The sequence below is a fragment of the Streptomyces sp. NPDC127100 genome (assembly GCF_042724095.1).
Taxonomy (GTDB): domain Bacteria; phylum Actinomycetota; class Actinomycetes; order Streptomycetales; family Streptomycetaceae; genus Streptomyces.
Genome location: NZ_JBHXFL010000040.1, coordinates 25,304 through 52,193 on the forward strand (window position 1 = coordinate 25,304; position 26,890 = coordinate 52,193).

Consider the following 26,890-nt stretch of genomic DNA (forward strand, 5'->3'; position numbering starts at 1 on the left):
GGACATCCCCGCGCCAGACATCAGGCCGGGCGCGGCAAGCCGTACGGTTTTCATGCGCCGAGCACTGCGGAATCCGTACGGCGTCAGGCCGTTGGTCTACCTGCTGGGGGCAATGATGTCCCGCGCGGTGTCGTTCACGTCGGCGGGCGCCGCGAGGACGGCGCGTGCCGCGCGTTCTCCGGAGGCGAGGGCGCCTTCGACGTGTCCGGCATGATCGGTGGCCGTCTCGGTCGACGCCCAGTGCAGGCTGCCGTCGAGGGCCGGCCGCTGGAAGAGGGGGTGGCCGAAGAGCGAGTAGTCGGCGAGGTGCTCTACGGTGGACGGGGCGGTCCATTGTTCGCCGCTCCAGTCCTGTACGTGTGGGGCCGCGGGGGAGTCGGCTGCCGGGCCGAAGAGCCGGGCGAGTTGGGCGGCGACGACCTGCTCAAAGCCGGGGCGTACGGTGCGGGCGTGGGCGAAGCCGAAGAGCGCGGCGGGCTCGCCGTCGGGCCCGGACATGTCGTGGATCTCCCGGAGCGGGCCGGTCCTGCTGAACGCCGCACCGGCCAGCCCGTCCTCCTGCCAGGACGCGGTCGGGTAGTGGGCGACGACCTTGACGGCCGCGCCCATCCAAACCGGGGTGAACCGGGCCAGGCGTAACCGGCAGCCTGATCAACGTTGGCATCGCCGACTGGGGGGCACGCTCCTCGGCTCCGGATGCTTCTGCGTGGGCGGCCTGCTCCAGCTGTACGAACGTCCCTGACTCCGGCCGCCGGCACGTCACCGCCTTGCGTCCGCGGGCCCGGCCGGGGTACGGCCGTCCCGGCCCCGGCCCCGGCCCCGGTCAGACGGGTGCCGGCCGGGACGGGTCGCCCGTGGGTTCCAGGCGGACGACGATGCCTTTCGACGTGGGCTGGTTGCTCATGTCGGCGACGCTGTCGAGCGGCACCAGGACGTTCGTCTCCGGGTAGTAGGCGGCGGCCGAACCCTTGGCCGCCGGGTAGGACACGACCTCGAAGTTCTCCGCCCGGCGCTCGGTGCCGTCCTCCCAGACGCTCACCAGGTCCACCCGGTCGCCCTGGGCGAGGCCGAGTTCGGACAGGTCGGCCGGGTTGACCAGCACGACGTGGCGGCTGCCGTGGATACCGCGGTAGCGGTCGTTGTTGGTGTACGGGACGGTGTTCCACTGGTCGTGCGAGCGCAGGGTCTGCAGCAGCAGGTGCCCCTGGGGGGCCAGGGGGACCACCCGCTCGTTGCAGGTGAACCGGGCCTTGCCGGTCTCGGTTCTGAACACGCCCTCGTTGACCGGGTTGGGCAGCTGGAAGCCTCCCGGACGGGTCACCCGGGCGTTGAAGTCGTGGAAGCCCGGCACGATCCGGGCGATGCTGTCGCGGATGGTGTTGTAGTCGCCCTCGAACCTGGCCCAGGGAATGTCCCCCACGCCGTCGACGGACAGCCGGGCGAGCCGGCACAGGATGGCGACCTCGCTCAGCAACATGCGCGAGGCCGGTTCGAGCCGCCCTTGGGAGGTGTGCACCTCGCTCATGGAGTTCTCGACGGTGACGAACTGCTCGCCGTCGGCCTGGACGTCACGCTCGGTGCGCCCCAGCGTCGGCAGGATCAGGGCGGTGTCGCCGCAGACGGTGTGCGAGCGGTTGAGCTTGGTGGAGATGTGGGCGGTCAGCCGGCACGAACGCATCGCCTTCTCGGTGACCTCGCTGTCGGGCGCCGCGCGCACGAAGTTCCCGGCCAGGGCGAGGAAGACCTTGACGCGGCCCTCCAGCATCGCCTTGATCGAGTTCACCGAGTCCAGGCCGTGCGGGCGCGGCGGGTTGAAGCCGAACTCCTTCTGCAGGGCGTCCAGGAAGGTGTCCGGCATCTGCTCCCAGATCCCCATGGTGCGGTCGCCCTGGACGTTGCTGTGGCCGCGCACCGGGCAGGCGCCCGTGCCCGCGCGCCCCAGGTTGCCGCGCAGCATCAGGAAGTTGACGATCTCCCGGATGGTGGGCACGCCGTGCTTGTGCTGGGTGATACCCATTGCCCAGCACACGATGACGCGTTCGCTGCGCAGGACCTCGTCGCGGACCTTCTCGATCTCCTGGCGGGTCAGTCCCGTCGCCGTGTGCACGTCGTCCCAGTCGACGGTGCGGGCGTGCCGGGCGAAGTCCTCGAAACCGGAGGTGTGGGCGTTGATGAAGTCGTGGTCCAGGACGGTGCCGGGACGCGCGTCCTCCGCCTCCAGCAGCAGCCGGTTCAGTGCCTGGAACAGGGCGAGGTCCCCGCCCGGTTTGATGTGCAGGAAGCGGTCGGCGATCTGGGTGCCCCGCCCCACGACCCCGCGCGGCTTCTGCGGGTTCTTGAAGCGCCGCAGCCCCGCCTCCGGCAACGGGTTGACCGCCACGATGCGACCGCCGTTGCGCTTGGCCTCCTCCAGGGCCGAGAGCTGCCGCGGGTGGTTGCTGCCCGGGTTCTGCCCCACCAGGAAGATCAGGTCCGCGTGGTGGAGGTCGTCGAGACTTACGGTGCCCTTGCCGACGCCGAGCGTCTCGTTCAGGGCGAAGCCGCTGGACTCGTGGCACATGTTGCTGCAGTCGGGCAGGTTGTTGGTGCCCAGGGCCCGTGCGAAGAGCTGGAAGACGAAAGCGGCTTCGTTGCTGGCCCGGCCGGAGGTGTAGAAGACCGCCTCGTCGGGCGATTCCAGCCCTTTGAGTTCCTGCGCGAGGACGCCCAGCGCGTCGTTCCAGCCGATGGGCTCGTAGTGGTCGGATCCGGGCCGTTTGATCACCGGCTCGGTGAGCCGGCCCTGCTGGTTGAGCCACATGTCGGAACGGGCGGCCAGATCGGACACGCTGTGCTCGCGGAAGAAGTCGGCGGTGATCCGGCGCGTCGTGGCCTCGTCGTTGATGTGCTTGGCGCCGTTCTCGCAGTACTCGTTGCGATGGCGCCGGCCCGGCGCGGGGTCGGCCCACGCGCAGCCGGGGCAGTCGATCCCGCCCACCTGGTTCATGGTGAGCAGGTCGACCCCGGTCTTGCGCGGGGAGGTCTGCTCCAGGGAGTACTCCAGCGCGTGCACGACGGCGGGGACCCCGGCCGCCCACTTCTTCGGCGGTGTCACGGAGAGGGAGGTCTCCGGCTCCTGACCGGGCGGATTCGTCATCGCTTGGCCTTTCTCTTGCCGTGTGCGGGTGTGCGGGTCAGCCGACGGGCCACTGGGCGACACGGCTCCTGGGCGGTTCCGGGGTGTCGTGCTGGACGCGGCCGTTGCGGATGGTGCCGCGCCAGGCGCCGCCCTCCTGGCCGAGCCCTTCGATGAAGTGCTTGAAGTTGACCAGTTCGGCGCGCACCAGCCGGGCGGTCAGCCTTGTGACCCTGGGGGAGCGGGTGAGGACCTTCGCGGCGCCGGGCGGCCGCAGGAGAATCCGGACCGTGATCGCGGTGCCGCCGGACCCCGTGGGCCTGAACTCGACCTCGCCCTCATGGGTGGGGTGCTGCTCCAGACCACGCCAGGCAAGGTAGGCGTCGGGGTCCTGCTCCGCGATCTCGACCGGGAAACGGTGGCGCAGCGGGCCGTAGCCGATCGTCCACGCGGCGACGGTGGGCCTGACCTGCTCGACGTCGCGCACCACGGCCGAGAAGCGCGGGAACGTCTTGAACTGCGTCCACTGGTTGTAGGCCGTGCGGACCGGCACCGCGACCTCGACCGTCTCCTCGACGTGCCACTCACGCAGCGGACGGCGGCGTGTGACGCCGTCGCCGTCGCTGCGCCCGTCGTCCTCTTCGTGCGCCATCATGATCCTTCTTCCGGTGAGTAAGCCGGGCGTCCGGGCACCCGTCCTCCCCTCATGAGTCAGGGCACCACTTCTGGTTCCCCGATCCCGGCCGGACAGGCACGGGCGTCGGGCCGTGCCCCGTTCACCCGGAAAGCCCTGGTGACGCTTGATCCCTGACCGTCAACCCGTACACGGAACCCAAGAACCGGGTACTCGCGTACGGGTTGCGGCGTTCTTTCGTCGGACAGGGGCCTTCAGCAGTGGTCCCACCACCAGGAGATGCTCGGGTAGGGCAGAGGGCTGGTGTCGTTGGTCGACAGTGAGGGCGCCCAGCAGGAGGGGGTCTTGGCGACGTCCTCCAGAGCCATGCGTTGGTCCGCTGACCTGCGGTAGCGCGGCGCGCACCAGTACGTTTCGGTGTTGGCGACGATGAAATGTCCGAGTCGCTCGATGAGGTACCGCAGCGGCGGCTCAGCCGAGGGCATCAGGCGCTCGCGCAGGCGGAGGATGAGGAGCATGAGGCGGTCACGCACCTCGACCGCCTCGGCGATGGCCTGGTCGAAGGAGAGCCCACGAGCCGCTTGCAGGATGCCCACGATATTCGGGGAAGTCTGGCCTTCTGCCTTTTCCTTTCGATAGGAGAAGACATCGTTCTCCACTCCGACGAGCAGAGTGGTGCACTCGATCAGGGCCTGGACTGCCGGTGCGTTCCATTCCTCGTCCGGGATGGGAGCTGGGCCGCACATGGCTATCTGCGCAGCGTACGTGTAACCGCCGATGTCGTGAATGCGCAGGGCGAGGTATTCGTCTTCGTTGGGTTCGTCCAGGTGGAGCTTGTGGACTCCGCTGGTGAGCGTGCGCCTGAGCCCGGCGCTCACACGGGCCACCTGTGTGGGTGTGCACTCCGCGCGCAGTTGCTCCATCGCGTCGTGCATCGCCGCGATGAGGGGGCCGGCGTTCTTCGGTAACCGGCATCCCGGAGATTCCATCACGTGCGTGACCTGGCCTACGAATCGGATGATGTCGCTGGTACGGCTGCTGGCTTCGGGGTGGTCGAGCACGTCGTCGTCGATGACGAGTGCCCACTCGTTCAGGCAGCCGAGGCCGCGGAGCACTTGCTTGCCGGTCTCCGGGGTGGAGACCCTTCCTAGGCACCAGGCCATGACGGTTCCGGGAATGTGATGGGGTTGGGGGCTCAATTCGGCCCACCCGTACGACTCTTTCCACGCTTGGACCTCGGCTGTGACATCCGTGGGAACGTGGGGGAGCTCCGGCATCGGCAGGGGGTAGTGGAAGCGCAGCGCACTTCCCCGCTGTGCCGGAATCGCCGTCTGGCCCACTTCTGGTGTGCTGCTCATGCATGCTCCTTCGTCGGTGCGCAGTCGTGAGGGTGATGGCCTGGAGGTGCGCCCACTGCGATCGGCCGGCGCGCGCTGGTTCCGTCCGGCCGGGTTAATGCGGCGGACGCCACCGGTTACGGCGAGCCCGGTGAGGAGTTCTGGCCGGCAGCTGGTGCCCGCTGAGCTTCGAGGCGCGCAGCGTCGCGTGGTTCCGCGGTCATGGGGCGGCCTGGCACGGGCAGGGCGTTGCGGGTGCGGTGGCAGAAGGCCAGGAGGCCCAGGAGCGCCGTGGCAGCGAACCACATCAACTGCAGCCCGAGGTGGGCGGGCAGGGAGGTGGTGGAGAAGCCGGCCGCGGTGGCGGCCTGGACGGAGCCGTAGGTGGGCAGCAAGCGTGTCAGCGGGTTGTCGGCACCGGCGCTGACCATGGGGTTCTGCAGGGCGACGTCGATGACGCTGGTCATCACCAGGGCGAACATGCCCTCGACCTCGCGGCGCAGCAGGGATCCCAGGACCACGCCCATGGCTCCGTAGGTCAGCGCGGCGCAGAACAGCGCGGCGGCGAGCAGGGAGGGCTGCTCCGGCACCCAGGCGATACGCATGACGGCGGTGGCGTAAGCGGCCAGGAGCGCGGACGCGAGGACCAGGGAGGCGGCCTTGGCCAGGACGAGATGGGCGCGGGGGTAGCCGGCCATGGCCAGGCGTCGGTCGAAGCGCCCGCCGGTGAAGGTGGCGGCGAACATCATGAACCCGGTGACCAGGGTGACGGCGTTGAGGGCCCCGGTGATCTGGGTCAGCTCATTGCCGGCGGGCGCCAGCTTCTCTCCGGTGGAGGCCAGACGAAAGGGGGCCGCCTCGTCGGGGATGGTGAGATAGACCAGGCCCACCCAGGTGGGGATGAAGAAGACGACCAGCAGCATGGCGAACCGGTTGCGGGCGTGCTCGATCAGGTCGTACCGGGTGGCTGTGGTGAACAGGTGCAGGTGAGTCCTCATGCCGGTGCCGCCGTCTCCCGGCGCAGCGCGCCCGCCTCCAGACGCCACAGCTCATCGAGGCGTTCGGTGTCGTAGGCGAGGTGGGAGACCACCAGGACAGAGCGGCCGGCGTCGCGCAGTTGGGCAGCCAGTTCCCAGAACCGCTGGTAGGTGTCCCAGTCGAAACCCTGGTACGGCTCGTCCAGCAGGAGAACCTGCGGATCGTGCATGAGCGCGAGTGTGAGGTTCAGCTTCTGCCGGGTCCCGCCGCTGAGGGCCCCGGCGCGCACATCGGCGTACTGGGAGAACTGCAGAACCTCCATGACCTTCTCGGCATGTCTCAGGTCGGTCAGCGCGAAGGCCGTCCCGAAGAACTCCAGGTGCTGCCGGACGGTCAGGGCGTCGTTGAGGACCACATCCTGAGGGCAGTAGCCAAAGCGACCCCGGTGGCGCACCGTGCCACGGTCCGCACGCAGCTCACCGGAAAGGACCTTCAAGAGGGTCGTCTTGCCCGCACCGTTCTCGCCGACGATCCCGGCCAGCACACCGGACCCGAGGTCCAAATCGACACCCCGCAGGACCACCCGCCGACGGTAGGCGTGATGCACCCCCCTTACCTCCACAGCGCCGCCCCCAGCCCACCTCATAAATACTGTCGCCATGTCATACGCCAATTCAATGGCAGGGAAACGACAAGATCCACAACCTCGGCGCCAAACCGCCCGAAACGGTGAAACAGACGCCCCGTAGTTCGATTGGGAGAGGCCCAGATACATGCCTGCATGAACGGCGACACCCCCGCCGCCCGCATCCGCATCCCGTCCCGCATCGCGGTCGCCAAGTTCGCCCGGCTGCGCCGCGCCGTCGATTGCACCCTCGCCGCTCTCGCGTCGGACGTTCCCTCACGCCAGAGTCGGTCAGCGGTCCAGCCCGCCCCACGGCAGGCCCGCCGGCCGTGTGACGGGCCGGCGGGGTGGGCGCCGTCAGGACCGTCCGGACACCTGCCGGGCAGCCTCGCTCCCGCGTGACAGCTGTTCTGAGGTGTTGGGGCCGGTCCCGTCCCGCCGATCCCGTACTCCGCGCACCGGCCACCACATTCCCCGGCCCAGCAGTGCCGCGGCCGCCGGGACCAGCAGGAGCGACACGACGAAGGCGGACAGGAGGATGCCCAGGGCCGTGGCGAAGCCCAGCTGACGGGTGGAGGGGTCCGCGTTCACCGCGAGGCTGCCGAATGAGGCCGCCAGGACCACGCCCGCCGTGGCGACGGCCGGCGCCGTGTGCCGTACCGCGCGGGTCACGGCGGCGCGGGCCGGGCCCCCGTGGGCCATCTCCTCACGCAGACGGTCGCTGATCAGGATGTTGTAGTCGGTGCCCAGCGCCACCACGAACAGGAACAGCACCAGCGGCAGTACGAAGGTCACGCCCGCCTCGCCGCCGATGTGCTGGAAGACCAGCGTAGAAGCGCCGAATGTCGCCGCGAAACACAGCCCGACCGCGAGCATCAGCACCACCGGCGCCGCCAGACTGCGCAGCAGCACCACGAGGATCAGCGCGATCAGTGCCGCCGCCACCGGGAACACCGTGCGCAGGTCCCGGTCGACCGCCGTCGCCACATCGGCGAACACGGCCGCCGTGCCGCCCACGTGCGTGGTCAGTCCGGCGGGCGTCGCTTCCCGCACGGCTCGGCGTACCGGGCCTGACACGAGGTCCCGCGCGCGCTGGGACTGGGAGTCCACCGTCAGATAGGCGTCCAGCCGAGCGGCGGTACGGTCGGTGTCGAACACGGGGGCGGCCACCTTGCCCACTCCGGCCACCTCCGACAGCGCCCGCTGCACGGCGCCCAGTTCCGCGGGGTCCAGGACCCGGCCGTCGTCGGCGGTGACGTACACCGTCGTCGGGTCGGACACTCCCGTCGGCAGGGCACCGGCGATCTCCCGCGCCGTCGCGGCGGCCGCCGTGTCGCGCGGAGTGCCGCCGGTACCGAAGTCCATGCGGACACCCGCCACCCCGGCCGCCAGCGCGCCGAGGAGGGCCACCGACGCAGCGAGCACCAGCACCGGGCGGCGCGCCACCAACTCGCCGGTGCGGCCCGCCGCGCCGGGCCGCCCGGCCTTCTCCGACAGGATGCGCGAGGGCCAGAACATCTTTCGCCCTGTCACCGCCAGCAGCGCCGGCATCAAAGTCAGACTCGCCACCAGCATCACCAGCACCGACACCGCCACCGACGGGCCGAGCACCCGGAACTGGCCGAACGTCGCCACACCGAGCGTCGCGAAGGCCGCCACGATCGTCAGCGCCGCCGAGGTCACCGCCGCGCCCACCCGCCCGGCCACGTCCGCGGCCACCAGGCGGTGATGCTCTTCCGGGCGCTTTCGCAGCTCCTCGCGGAAGCGGAACAACAGGAAGAGGAAGTAGTCGACGCCGATACCGATCAGCACGGTGCCGATCATGCTCGGGGTGCCCGGGTCCAGGTCGAAGCCGGTCAGGAGGGCTGCACCCACGACCGTGCCGGCGGCGGCGCCTGCCACCACGGTCACCGCGAACAGCGGGACGAACGCGGCCAGGACGCTGCGGAACACGAGCACGTTGATCACGACGATCAGCCCGACCATCAGCAGACCGACCACCACCTGCGTGGTCTCCTCCGCGTCGGCGCGGTCCACCACGTCCGCCAGGCCGCCGGTGAAGCCCGTGCGCAGCCCTGCCTCGCCGAACTCCTGCTGTGCGCGGTCGCGGAAGACCCGGTACAGGGAGTGCATGCCGGGGTCGGTGGAGTTGCCCCGCAGATGTGCGCCGAGCAGCGCGAACGACGAGTCCGGGGCGGTCGTCATGAGGGCCACGCGGGGGACCTGGGAGTAGTCCTCGGACAGCCCCCGTATCTGTTCGTCCGTCCACGGCATCTTCAGGCGCATGGCGCTCAGTTCACGCGCCACGTCCTGTACGCGCTGCTGGTCCGTTTCCCGTAGCGGCTTGCCGTCGCGCCGCGCCACGAGCACCGTCACCGCATCGGCGTCCGGTTCCGCGCCGAACTCCTCCCGGGCGATACGCAGCGCCGCGGCCGCGTCGTACTGCGCCGGCAGGAATCCGGCGCTGTCGGTCTGCGTCACGCGGAAGACGAGCGTCTGGCCCATGAGCGTCACGAAGATGCCGGCCACCGCCCACACGACGATGACCCGCCAAGGTCTGCGGGTAGAGAATCCGGTCAGGGAACGGATCACGGAAAGCCTCCGGGAAGGGGACGGGAATACGGGGAGCAGGTGCCACGGGACCGTGGACGTCCGGGGCGGCGCCCGTGCCGGGTCTCGTCCCGGCACTGGTCCAGCACATCAGCGACGCGCGGCCCGGACCTCGGAGCCAAGGACGAGATGCCCTCTGGGAGCACGGCCCCGGACCGTCAGGCCGCTGGGAGCCTGCTCCCGGTCCCCGCTCCCTCCCGGTCCGGACGCCAGGGGCCCGGCGTATCGGCACCATGGGACACTCGACGGACGAACCGCAGGTCATCGGGCCGGTGCGGCGTCGGCGGGGAAGTATGCATGCGCACTGGGGGTGGAGATGGGACGAAGCGTGACCGAGGGGCGCTCCGGCCGGGCACGGGAGGGGGCCGACGCGCCCGGCGGCGGGCTGCCGGACCGCGCGACCGGGGCGCTTCCCGACCGGGCCGCGACGGGAAACCGGACCGGAGGGCCGGGACTGTGGACCCAGCACGACGGACTCGTCGCCGTCGGCGCCGCGGCCGTCGATCTCGTGGGCTTCACCGTCACCAGCCAGATGGACCAGGGACATGTCCCGGTGGCCGGCTGCGCGGTCGTGGTCGTCGCCTCGCTGTTCCTGCTGGCGCGCCGCCGCGCACCTCTGACGGTCCTCGCGTGCGTCCTCGCGGCGAACCTGTCGGTCAACTGGTTCAGTTCCGTGGGCCAGCACTACGGGGCGGCCATGGTCGTCGCCCTCTACACCGTCGTACGGCACCACCGGGCCGCGGTCGGCGCGGCGGCCGTCGCCGGCTGCGTCGCGGCGCTGCAGCTCGTCCACCCCGGGATGCCCGCGCCGTCCTTGATCGAGCTCGCCCCCAACGCCGCGTCAGCGCTGTTCGTGGCCGGCGCCGCCGTCGCCGTCGGCCGCTGGCAGCGCAACGCCGAGACCCAGCGGCGGCGGCTCGCGGAGCGGGCCGTCTCCGACGAACGGCGCCGTATCGCCCGGGAACTGCACGACATCGTCGCCCACCACCTGACCACGATGCAGCTGCTCGCCGGAGGTGCCCGGGCCAACCTGGACCGGTCCCCGGAGGCCGCACGCGAGGCACTCGTCGCCCTGGAGGGCTCAGGCCGCTCCGCCCTGCGCGAGATGCGTCACCTGCTCGACGTGCTGCGGGCCGGCGACGAGAGCGAGGAGGACGGCGAGGGGAGTGGGACGACCGCACCGCAGCCCGGCATCGGCGACCTGGACCGCATCGTCGGGGACAGCCGCCGCGCCGGCCTTCCCACCACGCTCACCACGGAGGGCGACCCCCGCTCGCTCCCGTCCGGTGTCGCGCTCACCGTCTTCCGCATCGTCCAGGAAGCCCTCACCAACGCCCGCAAGCACGCGGGCGACGGCGCGCACGTCGACGTACGGCTCACCTGTTCGCTGCGCGAGGTGCGGGTCGACGTCACCGACGACGGTCCGCTTCCCGGCCGTTCCGTCGCACGCGGAACGGGCTACGGGCTCGTGGGGATGCGGGAGCGCGTCGCCCTCCACGGTGGCACCCTGCGGGCCGGGCCGGAGGGCGGAGGGTTCGCCGTCCGCGCCTGCCTCCCCCTGCCCGCCGACCGTCAGGAAGCGTACGCGTGAGCACGAGCGTGAAGGTCCTCATCGCCGACGACCAGCCCCTCGTCCGACGCGGTCTCGCCCTGATGCTGGACCCCGAACCCGGCTTTCAGGTCGTGGCCGAGGCAGGGGACGGCGCCGAGGCGGTCCGCCTCGCCCACGCATGCCGACCCGACGTGGTCATCATGGACATTCGCATGCCGGTCCTGGACGGTATCGCCGCCACCGAACGGTTGACCACCGAACTGCCCGGCTGCCGGGTCCTGGCCCTGAGTACCTTCGACATGGACGAGTACGTCGTGGACGCCCTGAGGGCGGGGGCGTGCGGCTTCCTGCCCAAGGACATCTCGCCCGAGGACCTCGTCGCCGCCCTGCGCGTGGTCCACGACGGCGAGTCGATCCTCGCCTCACGGCTTCTGACCCGGCTCATCTCCACGCACGTCAAGGCCCCGGCCCAGCCGTCGCCGGACCCGCTGCCCCTCGGCGCCGAGGGCATCACCCAGCGTGAGCGGGAGGTATGGCGGCTGATCGCCGGAGGCCTGGACAACACGGAGATCGCCGACCGGCTCGGGGTGAGCGCCTCCACCGTGAAGAACCACATCACCGGACTCTTCGCCAAGCTGCGGGTCCGTGACCGGGCTCAAGCGGTCATCGCCGCCTACGAGACGGGCCTGGTCACGGCGCGACGGGAAGCGTAGAACTCGGGCCGGAAAGAATGCTGTACGGCCGTGAGCCGGCGGCCTTCCGTCGTCCTGCCGGCCGGACTCTCGCGTCCGTGTCGACGGCCTGGCGCAGGACGACCGGGACCGCCTCGACCGGTACGTCCCGGAGCTGAAGGACCTGCCGCAGCTGAAGGACCTGCCGCGCTGGATGGACTACAGCGCCCGCGTCAGCCCTGTCGGATCCGCTCCAAGCGGGACTGTCGGTGGCGTCCGGACCTTCCTTGCGGAGCCGGACCTACTCGGCCGCCGTCTCCAGGGCGGCGCGCCAGAGCGGGCTGTCCACGTAGTGGTTGTCGTACAGCTCGGCGGAGTCCTTGATCTCCTGTGCGCTCGCCTCGCCGCGCATGACGCGGCCGAGCAGGCGCAGGTAGTCGAAGCGCGGCATGCCGGGCGTGAAGGTGAACAGCACGTCGGCCGTGGAGCCGGGGGCCGCGGCGAAGGCGTGCGCGGTGTGCGGCGGGACGAGCAGGAAGTCGCCCTCGTTCAGCGTCTTCATCTCGTCGTCCACCAGGACCTGGAGCGCGCCGCCGATCACGAAGAACAGCTCCGAGGCCCGCGTGTGGAAGTGCGCCGGGGCTCCGACCGCGCCCTTCGCGAAGGTCGAACGGTAACTGGTGATCGGGCTGCCGTCGGTACCGCAGTCGGCCAGCAGCGTCATCGTGCTGCTCGGGTCACTGGTCGTCTCCGCCTCGACGGCACGGGTCAGGACGGGCTTCAGCATGTTGGTGCTCATGGTGGCATCTCCCCTGGTCAGCGGCCGTTCTTGTGTTCCCTCCCGGCCTTGCGTCCACAACTCTATGACAGGGAAAGACCCATGAAATGGTTCATTCCTGATGGAAAATCATGGGTCAATCAGCCGACACCGGAGAGGGCCTGGCCCTGGGGATCGGCCCCGTCACGTCGCCGCCGCGACCTGCTCCTGGTTCGCAACCGGGGGACGGGCCTTGGTCAGCATGAGGCGCACGAACTGCTCGGGGTGGCTGCGAAGTGGCTCGCGTCCTCGATCAGCGCGAACTCCCTGTGTGGGGCCTGGAGGACCTGCCCGGAGAGTCGTATGCCCTTGCCAAGGGCACCACCAGTGCGGCGGGTGCCGGTTCTGGATCGCGTTGAGCGGCGCGCTGGGACGGGACTGCGGTGCCTGCACCGCACCCACGCGGCCCGTTTCGAGCCCGCCGACCTGTCCGTCCCCGCGCAGGTGACCACTCTGGCCGAACGCGCCGGACAGGCCGACATCCTGGTCAACAACGCGGGCATCTTCCACTTCGCCCGCACCGCCGACACCACCCCCGCCAGCTTCGACGCCCACATCGCCATCAACCTGCGCGCCCCCTACCTCCTCGTCCAGGCACTCGCCCCCGGCATGACCGAGCGCGGACACGGCGCGATCATCAACGTCAGCAGCGGCGCTGCCGATACCCCCAGCCCCGGCAGTGGCATCTAGGGAGCCACCAAAGCCGCTCTGGAATCCCTCACCCGCGTCTGGGCCGCCGAATACGGACCCGCCGGAGTCCGCGTCAACGCCGTCGCCGCAGGCCCCACTCGCACCGAAGGCACCGCCGTCTATGGCGACGCCTTCGAATCCGCCGGACGAGCCGTTGCTCTTCAGCGTCTCGCCGACCCCGAGGAAATCGCACGAGCCATTGCCTTCATGGCCTCCCCCGACGCCAGCTACGTCAACGGCGCCACACTCAGCGCCATGGGCGGCCAACCCACTCTCGGATAGCGCGCTATTGACAGTCCGGCGTCGCTATTCGGGTGCTCTCGGTAAAGCGGGCACGAGGCGACCTGAGAGGGGAGGCGGCGGCTGCGGACCGTGGACCGCCGAGCCCCACGGATCCCAATAAGTCCTCACCCCCACCCGCTTCCGAGCGCAGGCCGACCTGTTCGCAGATTTCGGCCACGGTGGGTGCGTCTTGTCGTCAGGTGCTGCCCCTTGTGGTTGGCCTGCGACGACGGGACCGCTCAGCAGGCGGTCGGCAGCCGTTGTTGGCACGTCTAACAGGATCCTCCCGCTGGGATGAGTGCGGAGACGGTGGTGTAGGCGGCTTCGGCTCGGCGTGCTTCTGGGGTGTCCTGGGGGGCGTGGGCGAGGAAGTGCTGCGTGGCGCCGGTGAAGGTGATGCGGCCCTGCTGCAGAACGGTGACCTGGTCGGCTTCCTCTGCGAGGTCGGCGACGTCGTGAGTGGACATGAGTACGCGCACTTCGTCGGTGGCGAGGCTGGTGATCAGGTCGCGGAAGACGCGGCGCTGGGTGGGGTCCATGCCGGCGGTCGGTTCGTCCAGGAGGAGGGTGCGGGCCCCGTGGACGAGGGCGGAGGCGACCCCGACGCGGCGGAGTTGGCCTCCGGAGAGTTTCTTGGCTTTGACGTCGGCTCGGTCGGTCATGTCGACCCGGTCCAGGGCAGCGAGTGCGGCGTCCCAGGCGTCGGGCTTTTTCATGCCTTTCAGCCAGCCGGTGTAGGCGACCTGCTCGCGAGCGGTCAGGCCCGTCATCGGGATGATGGTCTGCGGCATCCAGGCCACCTGCCGGAGGTAGGCGGTATCGCGGGAGGTCAGGGCGCCCATGTGCACGGTCCCCGTGCGGGGCTGGTTCAGGCCGCTGGCAAGTTTGAGGAGTGTGGACTTGCCGGCTCCATTGGGGCCGAGAAGGACTGTGAAGCCGTCAGGGACGGTGTAGGTCAGGTCGGAGAGGATCGGCGTGCCGGTACGTCCGTAGCCGAAGGAACAGGACTCGAAGCGGATGGACATGACGAACCCTTTTCAGAGGCGGGGGAAGCGGACGTGAGCGATGAGTCCGGCGGCGAATACGAGCAGGCAGAACCCGAACGTGGGGAGAAAGTCCGCGGGATGGAGCGTGACGGCCCACGGCCAGGGGCGGTCGAAGTCGCGGTATCCGATGAACATCACGGCGAGCACCCAGCCCACGGGTGCGGCAGTGGCGGCTTGTTCGTTCACCGCGCGGGCCAGGAGCATGAGGCCGGTGAGGAACAGGACGTTGCGGCCGGCCGTGGAGGCCTCCGGTGATCCGCTGATGCTTCCGGTGAGGAGGCTGGCCGCGAGGGACGTCGCCATGACAGCAGCGATCAGGGCGGCGTCCATATGCCGCACCTCGCGCTGGGCTACGGCTTCGGTCTCGGTGACCGCCTGGGCGAGGCTGTGGGCGAGCGCGGAAGTGACGACCAGGGGCACCAGCTGCATGAGGAAGACGCGGTTCCCCCGGGCTGTGAGCAGGCTCGGCAGTTGGACGTACTGGTCGTGCGCCACCACGACGAGCACCACGAAAGCCATCAGCGCCGGAATGAGAGCGGCCTGGACCCGGCGGACCTTGAACCAAAGAGTCACGCGGTGGCCTCCTGCATAAGGCGGCATGCCTTCTGCTGCTCTTCCTGGAACCACAGGCTCTGCTGCTTCGGCGCGAGCTTGGCCGCACTGCCGGCTCGCTCCTGGACCTTCGCCAGCACCTCGCGAGGATTCTGGAACGAGGCACCGTACTCGCCGCGCCGCCAGGCCAGGTACGGCTCGTCCGCATCGATGAGCGTGGCGGCCCACAGCATCGCAGCGTCGTGATTGACGATCCAGTTCACCGACCGGCCGGGCTGTATCGACGGGGGGAAGGCGCAGGGGTACTGCACCGCGGTGAGAAGGACTGCGTAGCGCACCCCGACCATGCCCGGCCCGTTCTTCCCGGCCTGCTGCGACAGCGGCAGCCACCACGCCGACCGGGAGGACGGATTCGTATGGCGGCCGGTGAGCAGGCTGTCGGAGACCGTCGTGGGCACGGCCACCTGCACTCCGGCCTGCCGGAGCGTGGTCAGGGAACGGACGATTTCTTCGCGTACCTGGTTGATGCGGTCCTCGGCGCCACCGGCATCGGCGACGCACACCCGGGGGGTCGTACCCGCGCACCGGGCGGAAGCGTGGCCGGCGCTCACCGGCCCGTTCCCGTAACCCCAACCCGAGGCAGTGTCGGCGCACAGAACCATGACCACCACCGCGGCCACAGCCGCACCGGCACGCGCACCGCGCAGTACGGCACGTGAAGCAGGCAGCCACCACACCGCCACGGCCGCAGCCACAGCAGCGGTGAACAGGAACGGGACAAGCAGCGTCAATGGCCGGTACTGCTCACCGAAGGCCAGCGACGTATCAGCGGTGCCGGACACGTGACGCAGCCACACCGGCTCCACCTGCCCGGTCTTCGAGATCAGGTAGTACACCAGCACAGCGGACAGCGGCGCGGAGATCAACCGCGGGGTCACATGGCCCAGCGCGCAGCCCAGCACCGCCCAGGCCACCACGACTCCCATGCCCATCAGCAGCGGCATGAGAGCCTGCGGCGTCGGCACGAGCCGGGTCTCCACCAGACGCATCACAACCGGCAGGACAAGAACCAGCCAGCCGGCCCCGACAACCGGAGCAAGGGTGTGCGCGGCCACCCGAACCCGGGAACGCCCCGGAGTCAGGCCCCACACCCCGTCACGCCTCAGGCGCCCGCCTTCCCACACCGCAAGCCCGCAGGTGATGGCGTAAGCGAAGGCGTAGAAGTAGAAGAGGGACATCTCGACCTGCTGGGGCGCCCACAACGGGCCGGCGATGACCTCTTCGTAGGGATCCTCGAGATGGAGCGCGTGAAAGAAGTAGAAGAGGACGATCCCGGCCCAGATGGGCGCGGTCCACACCGCCGGGCTGGTACGCAGACGGGCTCGAAGGTTCAACGCAGGACACCGTTCTCATAACAGGGACAGGCCGGGAGGCACCGCACGGTGCCTCCCGGCCCCAACGGATGGCACTGAGGTAGACGCTCAATCGGCCGCGGTGGTGTCCACGTAGACCGTCTGCTTCGGACTATCCCAGCGCGTCCTGATCACCGTCTCCGGCCGCAGCGGCGACGTCTCGGAGCTGACCCCGCCGACTCACCACGCTCGCCCACAGACCTCCAGGCCCTCGAGAGGCCATCGTGCGGGCTTTGGCTGCCAGACCTTCCGCGACATCCGCACCGCACTGCCTCCACCGCCCGCTGACCCGCCGTCGCGGAAGGCCGTCGGCTCACCGAGGAACCCGTCGCCCACGCGCACGCGCTCCGCGAGCCTGATGCACGACGTCACCTTCGCCTACCTGTCCAACACCCACGCCGCCGATGTCGTCGCTCCTCTGCGCGAGGAGATCAGCCAGGAATTCGACCAAGGACTCGTCGCCCGCCGCTACGCGATCCTCCGGCGCTCGCCGCGCCCTGCACGGCACCGTCCCGCAGATGACGCTCCAGGCTGGTATTCCTGCGGAGTGAGGGCAACAACCCAGCCAGCACGTCGGCATCCCGACACGGACGAGCGCAGGCACCGCTCTCGCTCAGTGCGCGATGGGCGGCGACATGCAGCCCGTCTCCAGGTACGGCCCGTTGGCCTGCACCCCGTAGTTGGACTTCTGAACGAACGCCGTGACGCAGGCGTCGCGATGGACCCACAATCCGATCATGGCACCCTCCGGAGTGACGTACTCACCGTCCCGGTAGCGCGCATACATCTCCTGGACGGTCAGGCCTCCGACGTCCTCGGACTCCTTGTAGCCGAGCCCGAGCAGGGCCGCCCGCACCGACTCGGGATCCCACTTCCCCTGCTTCCACAGTTGCCTGAGCACCGGCTCGATGCGTTCGGCCTCCCGCTGGGCGTCCTTCTCGTGCGCGGCGGACATCTCGCGGGGCTGACGGTGGGCGTTGTTCTCGTTGTAGTGCGGTGCGCCCTCACCGGCGCCGGGTTCCACGTAAGGGGTCGCGCCCGCAGAAACGGGAGTGGCGGTGCTCGCCACGTCGGCGGCCCGCAGTTTGCCGCAACCGGTCACAGCCAGACAGCCGGCCAAGGCAAGACCGGACGCGGCAAGAAGCCGGCTCTGAAAGGAAGTTGAGAGGAGCATGCGGCGATTGTGCGGGACGGGCGGGGCGTACTGGATGAGTACGAGTACTCAAAGTTCTTGTTCACGGATCCTGCTGATGCATTAGCGCCGATGCATCAGCAATCCCGTACCAGCGGCAGCCACACCGCCGGCACAGCGATCGGGGATGCCGATGCTCGAGGTCGCCCCGGTCTATCTTTCCGGCCCTCCCAATGCGCGGCCGGGGCGGCCTCTTCGCCAGCGCGGCGGTGGGGGCGCCGGCCTTTCTCCACCGCGCGCAGCTGCTCCCAGTCCGGGTGTGCGGGGTCGGGCGCGATGCGAGGAGCAGCTGAGGAAGAGAGCCCGCATTGGGCACTCGCGCTCAGTTCGCGCTCAAATGCCCTCACGGACGGCAGGTGGCACGACCATGAACAAACGTGAGCCGACCAAAGCGGTGCGGGCCTCTCCGGGAGTCCCACGCCCAGGCCGCCGACCCCCGCACCCCGGGCATCCACCGGTGACCATGCGGGGCACGGCGCGCCGGTGTCGATGACGTCCGCCCAGCGATGGCCCTCGTCCGAGAAAGCATTTACCGTTGCCGCTCTCCCTGCTCCCTGTTGATCACGGGGCCAAGAAGGTTCAGGGGGACCGGATGGGACTCATGCTCTGTCCTGCAGACGACGACGTTGCTGGCCCGGACGTCTCGTAGTCGCACTAGGGTCCGTCTTCAAACGGATCTTGCCCGCAGCGGGAACGATGCAAGACTGACTGCTGCTTCGTATGAGGTGGCGGTCTTGTCGTATCTGGTGGCGCTGCCGCGGAAGCCTTTGAGCCGGTTGAAGCAGCGCTCGACGACGTTGCGCCGGCGGTAGGTCTGGCGGTCTGGTCGGACCGCTCCGGGATGGTCTGTGCGATACCGCGTCTGCGCAGGTAGGCGCGGAAGCCTCGGGAGCTGTAGGCCTTGTCGGCGACGACCTGGTCGGGCCTGCAGCGGGGGCGGCCGGGGCCGGTGCGCGGGACACGGATGCGCTCGAGGAGGGGCCGTGCGCAGATGCTGTCGTGGCGCTGTCCCGGGGTCAGCAGGATGGCGAGGGGACGGCCGCGGCCGTCGCAGGCGAGGTGGATCTTTGTGGTCAGGCCTCCTCGGGATCGGCCGAGGGCGTGATCGTCTGGTTCGTCCGGCCGGTGGATCCCCTTTTCGGCCGGTGGCGGCGGCGTGCTGGTGGGCACGGACGATGGTGGAGTCGATCTGGACCAGCCAGTCGATGTCGCCGGCCGCGTCCGAACGGGCCTGGATCTGCTGGAGAGCGTGGGTGAATACGCCGGTCAGAGCGTAGCGGCGGAAGCGGGTGTAGACGGTCTTCCACGGTCCATAGCGTTCCGGCAGGTCACGCCAGGAGATCCCGGTCCGAATCTTGTAGACCATCCCGTTGACGACCTGCCGGTCCGACACACGCGGCCGACCGGTCGCGGCGCGTGGTACCAGCGGAGCAAGTAACTCCCACTCCAGGTCGGTGAGTTCATGGCGGCGAACCACCTCAAAGACGGACCCTAGGTGTAGTGGCTCGCCCAGCCTGGCGCTTCCTGCTCGCCATGCGCCCGCAACCTTCGACGGACCAGGTCCCCGCCACGACGCGGCCCAAGCCGTCCATCTCGTAGTCCGTTCCGTCAGCCATCAACCGTCCTGCGGCGCCAGACCTGTTCGAGGTCCGGCGCCGCATCGGTGGAGAGGCCCACTGAGCAGATATGGAGTCACCCTGGGCAGGCGCCCGTCGTTTCCAGATCTTCACCGCCCTCCAGCGTCAACACAGGCGGTGGCGAATTGCAGGGTGCGGGTGAAGCAGTTCTCCACTTCCGCGTCGGACAGACCGACCCAGAGGTGGTTGCCGCCCTCGACGAGCCACAGGTCGGGGTGGCAGCCTGCCGCTGTCAACGCTTCCGCCAGGCGCACCGACTGCCGGGCAGGCACGAGGGAGTCGTCCGTACCGTGCAGCAGCAGGAAGGGGGGCGCCTGATCGGTGACATGGGCGACCGGGCTCGCGTCGCGTGCCGCACCGGCCGTTTCCGCGGGAGCGCCGCCGAGCATCAGTGCCTCGAAGGTCCCCCCGTCGTGGGCGCTGTAGGAGCTGTCGGGCACGTCCTCGGCGAACACGGTGAGGTTGCTCGGCGCATACCAGGTGACGCAACCGAGGACCGTTCCCGCGGGCTGGGTGAGAGCGGTGAGCGCAGCCAGGTGTCCGCCGGCGGATTCCCCCCAGAGCACGGTCCTGCCCATGTCGAGGCCGATCTCGGGGGCACGGCGGCGCAACCAGGCAAGGGCTGCGGCCACGTCGTCGCGCTGCGCGGGGTGGACGGCTTCCCCACTGAGCCGGTAGTCGAGGCAGGCGACGGCGAACCCCGCCTGGACGAGGCGGACGAAGGGGCTCGGGCGCCAGTCGCGGAAGCGCGGTCCCAGGTCGTCGCGCCGTCCCGTGCGCCAGGCTCCACCGTGGACGTACACAAGGACCGGAAGCAGACCACCGGCGTTCTCCGGCAGCCACAAGTCCAGCGTGAGGGGGCGGCACCCGTCGGGGATGTCATAGACGACACCACGCAGGAGGGCCACGCCGTCACCGAGCCACGTCCGGGGCGGAAGAGGCAGGACCGCGGGGTTCGGTGGGGCCAGCAGGTGCAGGGGGAAGGAGCCGGTGGCAGGCTCGGGCATGGTGGACACTCCTCAGTTCAGCGCGACGTACCGGGCAGGATGCGGCGGGCGTTGGCGGTGGTGAGTGCACGCCAGCTCGTCGCACCCTCGGGAACGGGGGCGGCGTCGAGTCCGGCGACGTGCGCGTCCACTCCGGCAGCGGGCGTCCAGCAGTAGTCGCTGCCGTAGAGCAGGCGGTCGGCGCCGACCAGGCTCAGCAGCGCGGGGAGCTGGCGGGGCAGGGCGGGTCCGGCCAGGTCGTAGTGCAGGCGACGGAGTTGGTCCACGGCGCCGGGGGCCTGGGTACCGGGAGGCATGAACATCTTCATGAACCCGTCGATGCGGTCGGCGAGGACCGGCAGGGCACCTCCGCAGTGCGGGACGATCACCGTGAGGTTCCGGTGACGGTCGAGGGTCCCGGCCATCAGCAGATCAGTGACGGTGCGGGCGGTGTCGAAGATGAACTCGACCATGGGACGCGGGCGTCCGAGGGCGGACCTCTCCCAGCACACGGGCGAGGTGGGGTGCATGAAGACGACGGCCCCGCGAGCGTCCAGCTCCGCCCAGACGGGTTCCAGGGCGCGATCGCCAAGATAGGTTCCGTGGGTGTTCGTCTCCAGCACCACGCCGTCGGCGTGCAGGACGTCGTAAGCGTAGGCGATCTCCGCGAGGGAGCCGTCGACGTCCGGCAGGGGGACGGAAGCGAACAACCCGAAGCGACCTGGGTGTTCGCGGACGGTGTCAGCGCCGGCCTCGTTCACCTCCCGGGCCAAGGCGCGGGCGGCGGAGTCGTCGCCGAAGTGGATGCCCGGCGAGGACACCGACAGCATCGACCTCTCGATGCCGCAGCGGTCCATCAGCTCCAGGTGCGTCTCGGCCGACCAGGACGGCCAAGCGGGAATACCGTCCGGGTGATCGTGCCCGGCTTCCCGGGCACGGCGGACATAGGACTCGGTGACGTAGTGGGCGTGTACGTCGAGGTAACCGACAGTTTCAGTGGACACGTGTGGTCCCTTCATCATGGGGTGGCGAAAGGCGGCGGACCAGGCTGTCGCGCACGGCGGTGGCGGCACGTTCGCCGAGCACGATGCCGGCCAGCCCGGCCAGCCCGGCCAGGCCGAGCAGGGGTGGGGCGGGTGAGCTGAGGTCGAACGCCCAGTACACCGCCCCCATCAACAGGCCGGCGCCGAAGGAGAGCGCGCCCGCGCGGACAGCGGTCCGGCGGCCGGCCTCGGGGGGACTCACAGGGCGTCCAGGACGGTGGGGCCGAGCAACATGCCCAGGAGCCCGATCAGGGCGACCGGTGGTGGTGCGGGCGACTTCACCCGCACCACCACGTACAGCACCCCGATCACTCCGCCCACGATCAGGGCTTTCAGGTACGGCATCGCTCGGACTCAGCCCTCAGTGCGCCACTTGTGATCGGGGAGGAACGTCACGTCGTGGTTCTGCGGCACGGTGGCGAACTTGTGTCCCTCGGGGATGTAAGGCTGCTGCGGCATGGTGAGTTCGTCGGTACGTGTGCCGAGGTTCTCGAAGAACCGCTCGAAAGTGCCGCCGGGGCCGGCTGCGACGCCGACGATGCGGCTGTGGTGGCGTTCGATGCGGTAGGCGTGAGGGCAGTTCTTCGGTACGAAGCCGAAATCACCCACCGTGAGCAGCTTCTCGTGCTGCTCCCCTTCCAGGTCCTCCACGAACAGCCGCACGGCACCGTCGGTTACGTAGAAGACCTCGTAGGTGTCCGCGTGGGAGTGGGCCGGGATGACGTCTCCCTTGGGGCCCTCGCAAGTGAAGAAGTTGAAGGTGTTCTCCGTCTGCTCACCACCGGCGTAGATGGTGAACATGTCGGTGAAGAGATGGGCCCGGTCGCCCATCCCCTTCTCGATGAAGTACGGCTTACCCGGCTCCGGTGGGATGTAGGAGCGCTCGCGGTAGCGGGTGGCGAATTGGATGGTCATGGTGCTCTCCCCGGTAGTGGGACGACATGCCTCGGCCGGACTCGTGCATGCGTATGCCAGCAGTGCAGGCCGCCGCGATCCTGCCCGGCGGACGCAGCCGCGCGGGACGTCGTCGGGGTTCGGCCGTGCCCACCGGCCGCTCGCGGCTGCCTCCCTCGACGTTAGGCCCGATGGAGCGGCCGGAAGGACGTACAGTCGGGCATGCGATGAAGAAAAACGGACAACCGTCGACCGGCGGAACCGCCGCAACCGCACACCGTACGGAGGATCCGGCGGCAACCGGTATCCCGACCGTGAGCTACCGTCCGACACCCGGCAGGCCTCCCGGGCTCGAGGTCCTGGACCTGCCCGGTCTGGCGGCGCGTGCTCTCGTGCAAGGACGCCCCCTCACAGAACCCGCACGACCGGCCTTCCACCTCGTCATCGCCGTACGCGGCGGCCGACTGAGCTGCTCCGTGGACTTCGACTCGTACTGCGCGGTTCAGGGTGACTGGCTGTGGGTGTGGCCGGGGCAGGTGCTGCGGTTTCCCGACAGTCTCGGTGAGTGCGACGCCACTGTGCTGGCCTTCCCCACCGGCTTTCCGAGCGCCGCGACCGACATCCTGATCCGGCACGCCGAGTACGCGCCGCACCGACTCGTCACGCCCGACTCCGCGCGACAGAGGACACTGCTCAGCCTGCTGGCCGCCTTGGTCGAGGAACATACCGGGCTCGGCGATCTTACGCTGGAGGCGCACATTGAGACGCTGCGTGATTTGCTCTCCGTGATTCTCATCCGGCTTGTTCACCTCACTGCCCCTCGGCGGCAGATCCAGGCCGGCGGTGAGCCGTTCCAACGATTTCGCCGAGCCGTCGAGGAGGGCTTCGAACGGACTCACCGGGTCGAGGACTACGCCACTGCGCTCGGCTACAGCTCCCGCACCCTTACCCGTGCCACGAGGGCGGCCCTCGGCTGCGGCGCCAAGCGGTACATCGACGACCGGGTACTCCTGGAGGCCAAACGCCTGCTCGTGCACACCTCGCTGGCGCCGGCGGTCATCAGTGCGCGCATCGGGTTCGCTTATCCGACCGTGTTCAGTGCCTTTTTCCGACAGCACACCGGACTGACACCAACCGAGTTCCGGAGTCTTGCACGAGCGTGACGCACGCATGCCGGTGTACTTGGGACGGAGGCGAGGAAGGGCACCGGCCCGAGTGTGCCCGGCGGGTGGAAGTGCTTCCGCCGGCCTCGGCGGTCGTGCTGATGCAGGGGGTCGTCGGGTAAAGCGGTACATGTGGATGTCGAGCAGCTCGCCCGGCTCCTGTCACCCGGCTCGTCACGTTCCGGGTGGTCATGTGGGTGTGTTGATGGGTCCGTTGATGGTGGTGTTGAAGATGGTGTTGTTGTTTTGGTGGCCGGTGATGTGGATGGTGGTGGTGTTGTTGGGGTGGGTGGTGGTGTGGGTGATGTCGATGTAGGTGGGTTGGTTGTGTTCGGAGTAGTGGTGGAAGTGGGTGGTGGCGTGGGTGGGGGTGAGGGTGTGGGGGGTGGTGGTGTTGGCGGCTTGGCGGGCGGCTTGGAGGAGGACCATGCCGGGGAGGTGGTCGTCGGTGTGGTCGAAGAGGATGGGGTGGTTGTGGTCGGGGGTGAGGAGGTAGCGGTGGGGGGTGGTGGTGGGGGTGAGGAGGACGTCGGTGGTGGTGGTGCGGCCGATGGTGGTGGGGGGGAGGGGGTTGCGGTGGGTGGTGGGGTTGTAGGGGGTGGTGGGTGGTGTGTGGTGGTTGCGGAGGCGTTGGTAGACGGCTGGGGGGATGGCGGAGAAGGTTCCGTTGCCGTGGGCGAGGAGGTGGCCTGCGCGGTGGATGGTGAGTTGCATGTGCATGCGGGTGGCGGTGCCGCGGCGGCGGGTGATGTCGGTGCAGTGGGCGTGGAGGTCGAAGTCGGTGGGGTGGTTGGTGATGGTGAGGTGGTGGGGGTTGGTGGTGTAGGTGAGGTTCCACATGATGAAGCGCTGGCCGAGGGGTACGCCGAGTTCGGCGTGGGCGAGGAACATGCCGGCCTGGCGGAAGGTTTCGGCGACCTGGAGGGGGTCGTGGCTTTTTCCGTCGGGGCTGTTGAAGAGGGCGTGGGTGCGGGGCCATTGGCCGGTGAGGGAGAACTGGTCGTTGCCTTGGGCGGTGCAGCCGGTGAGGAAGACTTCGGCGAGGCTGGCGCGGTGGACGTATTCCTTGGGGACGGTTGTGGTCAGCCGGGGCAGTGCGGGCAGTGCGGTGTCGTGTGCGGCGGTGTGCAGGCTCATGTGTAACCCCCGTCTTGGAACTGTGTTCGAGGACGACGACGCCTCGTAAGATACGGACCTACCGGTTTTGTTGGATGGGCCCTAGAGGTAAAGGCTTGGGCAAGTGTCGGATCGGCATCGAAGGAAACATTCCGTTTCTTTCGGGTCCCGCCGGGGCGGGTTTCTTCATGATCGGCGCTGTTTCCGGGCGGGGGAGGGGGGTGTCGCGGGGGTTGGTGTGCTGGTGAGGGGGCCGGTGGAGAAACTTGAAACAAACCTTGCTTGCGGTTTTCTTCGTGTCGTGCTCCGCTGGATACGCCGGTCCCGCTGGTTTGCGGGGGCTTGCAGGGCCTGACGGGTTCCGGGGGTGGTGGGGTCGGGTGGCTTGTGGGGGCTTGACGGCCTGCCGGGTTTTGTGGGCTCTTGCCGGGGTGTGTCGGTGGGCGGGGGTGGTGGGGTGTGTTCGGGTGCGGGTCTCGCCGTCCCGGCGCGTGCGTCGGGGCCGGCGGTTCGGGGCTTAGCCGGCGGTTCGGGGTCTGCTGGTCACGGGTTTCGTTGGTGTCGGGGCCGGTTGGTGCTGCTGGGGGCGTTGGCCGGGCTGGCCTGCTGGTGTGGTGGCGCTCGGTTCGTGGAGGGTGTGGGGTGCGGCCGGGACGGGGCCAGGGGGCTTATGGCCGGTGCCGGTGCCGGTGCCGCTGTCCGGGGTCGTGTCGGGGGTTGGGGCCGGGGTGGTGGTGTCGAGGGCGGGGTCCGGGGGCCAGGGGGACGTCGTGGGTCAAGGGGCCGGTGACGCCGGCGAACATTGAGGACCGAACACCGAGGCCCGAACACCGAGGACCGAACACCGAGGCCCGAACACCGAGGACGGGTGGCCGAGGCCCGGGGGCGGAGGAGCGGGGCAGGACCGAGGCCCGAGCAGGACCGGGGACCGGGGCAGGACCGGGAGCTGGAGCAGGGCCAGGAACCGGGGCAGGGCCGGGGGCCGGGGTGGGACCGGGAGCTGGAGCAGGGCCGGGGGCCGGGGCAGGACCGGGGCCCGGGGGTGGAGGAGCGGGGCGGGACCGGGAGTTGGAGCAGGGCCAGGGGCGGGGAGCGGGAACCGGGACCGGGCCCGGGCAGGACCGGGGGCCGGGGAGCGGGAACCGGGACCGGGGCCCGGGTAGGACCGGGGGCGGGGCTGGGGGCTGGGGGTGGTGGGCGGGGGTCGGGGGTGGGGCTGGTCCAGGGTGTGGGGGCTGGCTGGGCGGGGGGCTGGTTGTTGGTTTTGTCGGGGTGTCGGTTGTGGTGGGGAGGCTGTTCGTGGCTGGTTCTTCTGTTCCTGTTGTTCTTGATCCGTTCGGTAGGGATCTGTATGGGGAGGCTGCCCGGTTGCGGTCGTTGGGTCCGGTGGTGCGGGTGGTGCTGCCGGGTGGGGTGGGGGCGTGGTCGGTGAACCGGTATGACCTGATCAGGCGGGTGCTGGCGGATGAGCGGGTGTCGAAGGACGCCTACCGGCACTGGCCGGCGTGGATCAGTGGTGAGGTGGATCAGTCGTGGCCGCTGGCGATGTGGGTGTCGGTGCGGAGCATGCTGACGGCTCATGGTGGGGAGCACACGCGGTTGCGGCGGCTGGTGGCGGGGGTGTTCACCGCGCGGCGGGTGGCGGGGCTGGTGCCGCGGGTGGGTGAGATCACGGGGGAGTTGCTGGACCGGCTGGAGGGGGTGCCGGCGGGGGGTGTGGTGGATGTGCGGCGGGCGTTCGCTTTCGAGTTGCCGATCCGGGTGATCGCGCAGTTGCTGGGGCTGGAGGGCGGGGAGGGGGAGGCGTTCCACCGGGTGGTGGAGGGGTTGTTCACGACGTCGGCGGATGCGGATACCGCCCGTCGTCATCAGGTGGAGCTGTATGGGCTGCTGGATGCTCTGGTGGCGCGTAAGCGGGCTCGGCCGGCGGCGGATCTGACCAGTGCGCTGATCGCGATGCGGGACGAGGAGGGGCGGGGGCTGACGGAGAAGGAGCTCGTGGACACGCTGCACCTGATTCTGGGCGCGGGGCACGAGACGACCGTCAATCTCCTCGATCACGCGCTGTGTGCGCTGCTGACGCATCCGGACCAGCGGCGGCTGCTGGAGTCGGGTGCGGTGCCCTGGGAGGCGGCGGTCGACGAGACGCTGCGGCTGCGGGCGCCGGTGGCGACGATTCTGCTGCGGTTCGCCGTGCGGGACATCGAGCTGGAGGGCACGGTGATCGCGGCGGGTGAGCCGATCGTGCTGTCGCTGGTCGCGGCGGGCGGTGACCGGGACACGCACGGCGCCGACGCGGACACCTTCGACGTCACCCGTGCCACCCGCCGTGACCATCTGGCCTTCGGTCACGGGGTCCATCACTGCGTGGGCCGTCCGCTGGCCATGTGTGAGGCGCTGACCGCGCTGCCGGCGTTCTTCACGCGTTTCCCCCGTGCCCGGCTGGCCGTCGATCCAGGAGAGCTGCAGCCGCTGGAGTCGTTCATCTCCAGCGGCCACACCGCGCTTCCCGTGCTGCTCACGCCCGCGTCCTGAGGT

At 69.7% G+C, this 26,890-nt stretch carries 22 protein-coding genes and 2 pseudogenes; 5 read left to right on the forward strand and 19 right to left on the reverse strand.

The window, feature by feature from the left end; genetic code table 11:
* Positions 1–96: 96 nt before the first annotated feature.
* The 7 genes from ACFWJB_RS28115 to ACFWJB_RS28145 form a co-directional block, all read right to left on the reverse strand.
* Positions 97–609 carry an FAD-dependent oxidoreductase gene (locus ACFWJB_RS28115; protein WP_386925626.1) on the reverse strand — a complete coding sequence of 171 codons (513 nt, stop codon included), beginning with the start codon at positions 607–609 and terminating at the stop codon, positions 97–99.
* 214 nt (positions 610–823) lie between these two features.
* On the reverse strand, positions 824–3,136 hold the full coding sequence (locus ACFWJB_RS28120) for an FdhF/YdeP family oxidoreductase (protein ID WP_386925628.1): 2,313 nt from the start codon (positions 3,134–3,136) through the stop codon (positions 824–826).
* 37 nt (positions 3,137–3,173) lie between these two features.
* Positions 3,174–3,770: an SRPBCC family protein gene (locus tag ACFWJB_RS28125; RefSeq protein ID WP_386925630.1), complete on the reverse strand. Its 597-nt coding sequence runs from the start codon at positions 3,768–3,770 to the stop codon at positions 3,174–3,176.
* 233 nt (positions 3,771–4,003) lie between these two features.
* Positions 4,004–5,107, reverse strand: coding sequence for a terpene synthase family protein (locus ACFWJB_RS28130; protein WP_386925632.1), 1,104 nt, complete (start codon positions 5,105–5,107; stop codon positions 4,004–4,006).
* Between the two features lie 116 nt (positions 5,108–5,223).
* A complete protein-coding gene (locus ACFWJB_RS28135) occupies positions 5,224–6,084 on the reverse strand; it encodes an ABC transporter permease (protein ID WP_386925634.1) in 861 nt (286 codons plus the stop codon).
* Positions 6,081–6,686, reverse strand: a complete 606-nt coding sequence (locus tag ACFWJB_RS28140; protein ID WP_386925636.1) for an ATP-binding cassette domain-containing protein — start codon at positions 6,684–6,686, stop codon at positions 6,081–6,083. The genes ACFWJB_RS28135 and ACFWJB_RS28140 overlap by 4 nt, the downstream gene beginning before the upstream one ends.
* A 360-nt stretch (positions 6,687–7,046) precedes the next feature.
* A complete protein-coding gene (locus ACFWJB_RS28145) occupies positions 7,047–9,281 on the reverse strand; it encodes an MMPL family transporter (RefSeq protein ID WP_386925638.1) in 2,235 nt (744 codons plus the stop codon).
* Between the two features lie 346 nt (positions 9,282–9,627).
* Between ACFWJB_RS28145 and ACFWJB_RS28150 the strand changes: the two genes are divergently transcribed.
* Both ACFWJB_RS28150 and ACFWJB_RS28155 read left to right on the forward strand, forming a co-directional pair.
* The gene (locus ACFWJB_RS28150) at positions 9,628–10,890 is read left to right on the forward strand and encodes a sensor histidine kinase (RefSeq protein ID WP_386925640.1); all 1,263 of its coding nucleotides are present in this window, start codon (positions 9,628–9,630) and stop codon (positions 10,888–10,890) included.
* Positions 10,887–11,564 (forward strand): response regulator, encoded by a 678-nt coding sequence (locus ACFWJB_RS28155; RefSeq protein ID WP_386925642.1) that lies wholly within the window; start codon positions 10,887–10,889, stop codon positions 11,562–11,564. Before ACFWJB_RS28150 ends, ACFWJB_RS28155 begins: the two co-directional genes overlap by 4 nt.
* A gap of 259 nt (positions 11,565–11,823) precedes the next feature.
* On the opposite strand, the gene ACFWJB_RS28160 is transcribed toward ACFWJB_RS28155, so the two are convergent.
* Entirely contained in the window at positions 11,824–12,321 is a 498-nt protein-coding gene (locus ACFWJB_RS28160) for a cupin domain-containing protein (protein ID WP_386925644.1), read from the reverse strand.
* A gap of 354 nt (positions 12,322–12,675) precedes the next feature.
* On the opposite strand from ACFWJB_RS28160, the pseudogene ACFWJB_RS28165 reads away from it, so the two are divergent.
* Positions 12,676–13,311: pseudogene (locus ACFWJB_RS28165) on the forward strand (SDR family NAD(P)-dependent oxidoreductase).
* A 272-nt stretch (positions 13,312–13,583) separates the two neighbouring features.
* On the opposite strand, the gene ACFWJB_RS28170 reads toward ACFWJB_RS28165, so the two are convergent.
* The 10 genes and pseudogenes from ACFWJB_RS28170 to ACFWJB_RS28215 form a co-directional block, all read right to left on the reverse strand.
* Positions 13,584–14,336 (reverse strand): ABC transporter ATP-binding protein, encoded by a 753-nt coding sequence (locus ACFWJB_RS28170; protein ID WP_386925646.1) that lies wholly within the window; start codon positions 14,334–14,336, stop codon positions 13,584–13,586.
* 12 nt (positions 14,337–14,348) lie between these two features.
* A complete protein-coding gene (locus tag ACFWJB_RS28175; RefSeq protein WP_386925648.1) occupies positions 14,349–14,930 on the reverse strand; it encodes a hypothetical protein in 582 nt (193 codons plus the stop codon).
* Complete coding sequence (locus ACFWJB_RS28180; protein WP_386925650.1) at positions 14,927–16,267, reverse strand: hypothetical protein; 1,341 nt, start codon at positions 16,265–16,267, stop codon at positions 14,927–14,929. The genes ACFWJB_RS28175 and ACFWJB_RS28180 overlap by 4 nt, the downstream gene beginning before the upstream one ends.
* Before the next feature lie 667 nt (positions 16,268–16,934).
* Positions 16,935–17,495, reverse strand: coding sequence for a hypothetical protein (locus tag ACFWJB_RS28185; protein WP_386925652.1), 561 nt, complete (start codon positions 17,493–17,495; stop codon positions 16,935–16,937).
* Between the two features lie 685 nt (positions 17,496–18,180).
* A pseudogene (locus ACFWJB_RS28190) lies at positions 18,181–18,990 on the reverse strand (IS5 family transposase).
* Positions 18,991–19,239: 249 nt separating this feature from the next.
* Positions 19,240–20,157 carry an alpha/beta hydrolase fold domain-containing protein gene (locus tag ACFWJB_RS28195; RefSeq protein ID WP_386925654.1) on the reverse strand — a complete coding sequence of 306 codons (918 nt, stop codon included), beginning with the start codon at positions 20,155–20,157 and terminating at the stop codon, positions 19,240–19,242.
* 17 nt (positions 20,158–20,174) lie between these two features.
* Positions 20,175–21,140, reverse strand: a complete 966-nt coding sequence (locus ACFWJB_RS28200; protein ID WP_386925656.1) for an amidohydrolase family protein — start codon at positions 21,138–21,140, stop codon at positions 20,175–20,177.
* Complete coding sequence (locus tag ACFWJB_RS28205; RefSeq protein WP_386925658.1) at positions 21,130–21,381, reverse strand: DUF1427 family protein; 252 nt, start codon at positions 21,379–21,381, stop codon at positions 21,130–21,132. The genes ACFWJB_RS28200 and ACFWJB_RS28205 overlap by 11 nt, the downstream gene beginning before the upstream one ends.
* Positions 21,378–21,524 (reverse strand): DUF1427 family protein, encoded by a 147-nt coding sequence (locus tag ACFWJB_RS28210; protein ID WP_385465466.1) that lies wholly within the window; start codon positions 21,522–21,524, stop codon positions 21,378–21,380. The genes ACFWJB_RS28205 and ACFWJB_RS28210 overlap by 4 nt, the downstream gene beginning before the upstream one ends.
* Before the next feature lie 9 nt (positions 21,525–21,533).
* Positions 21,534–22,094, reverse strand: a complete 561-nt coding sequence (locus tag ACFWJB_RS28215; RefSeq protein ID WP_386925660.1) for a quercetin 2,3-dioxygenase — start codon at positions 22,092–22,094, stop codon at positions 21,534–21,536.
* Between the two features lie 455 nt (positions 22,095–22,549).
* Here ACFWJB_RS28215 and ACFWJB_RS28220 point away from each other — a divergent pair, with 455 nt between their 5' ends.
* A complete protein-coding gene (locus tag ACFWJB_RS28220; protein WP_386925662.1) occupies positions 22,550–23,236 on the forward strand; it encodes a helix-turn-helix transcriptional regulator in 687 nt (228 codons plus the stop codon).
* Between the two features lie 189 nt (positions 23,237–23,425).
* Here ACFWJB_RS28220 and ACFWJB_RS28225 read toward each other — a convergent pair whose 3' ends face one another.
* A complete protein-coding gene (locus ACFWJB_RS28225) occupies positions 23,426–24,373 on the reverse strand; it encodes a ScbA/BarX family gamma-butyrolactone biosynthesis protein (protein WP_386925664.1) in 948 nt (315 codons plus the stop codon).
* 1,278 nt (positions 24,374–25,651) lie between these two features.
* Here ACFWJB_RS28225 and ACFWJB_RS28230 point away from each other — a divergent pair.
* Positions 25,652–26,887: a cytochrome P450 gene (locus ACFWJB_RS28230; RefSeq protein ID WP_385470886.1), complete on the forward strand. Its 1,236-nt coding sequence runs from the start codon at positions 25,652–25,654 to the stop codon at positions 26,885–26,887.
* Positions 26,888–26,890: the final 3 nt, after the last annotated feature.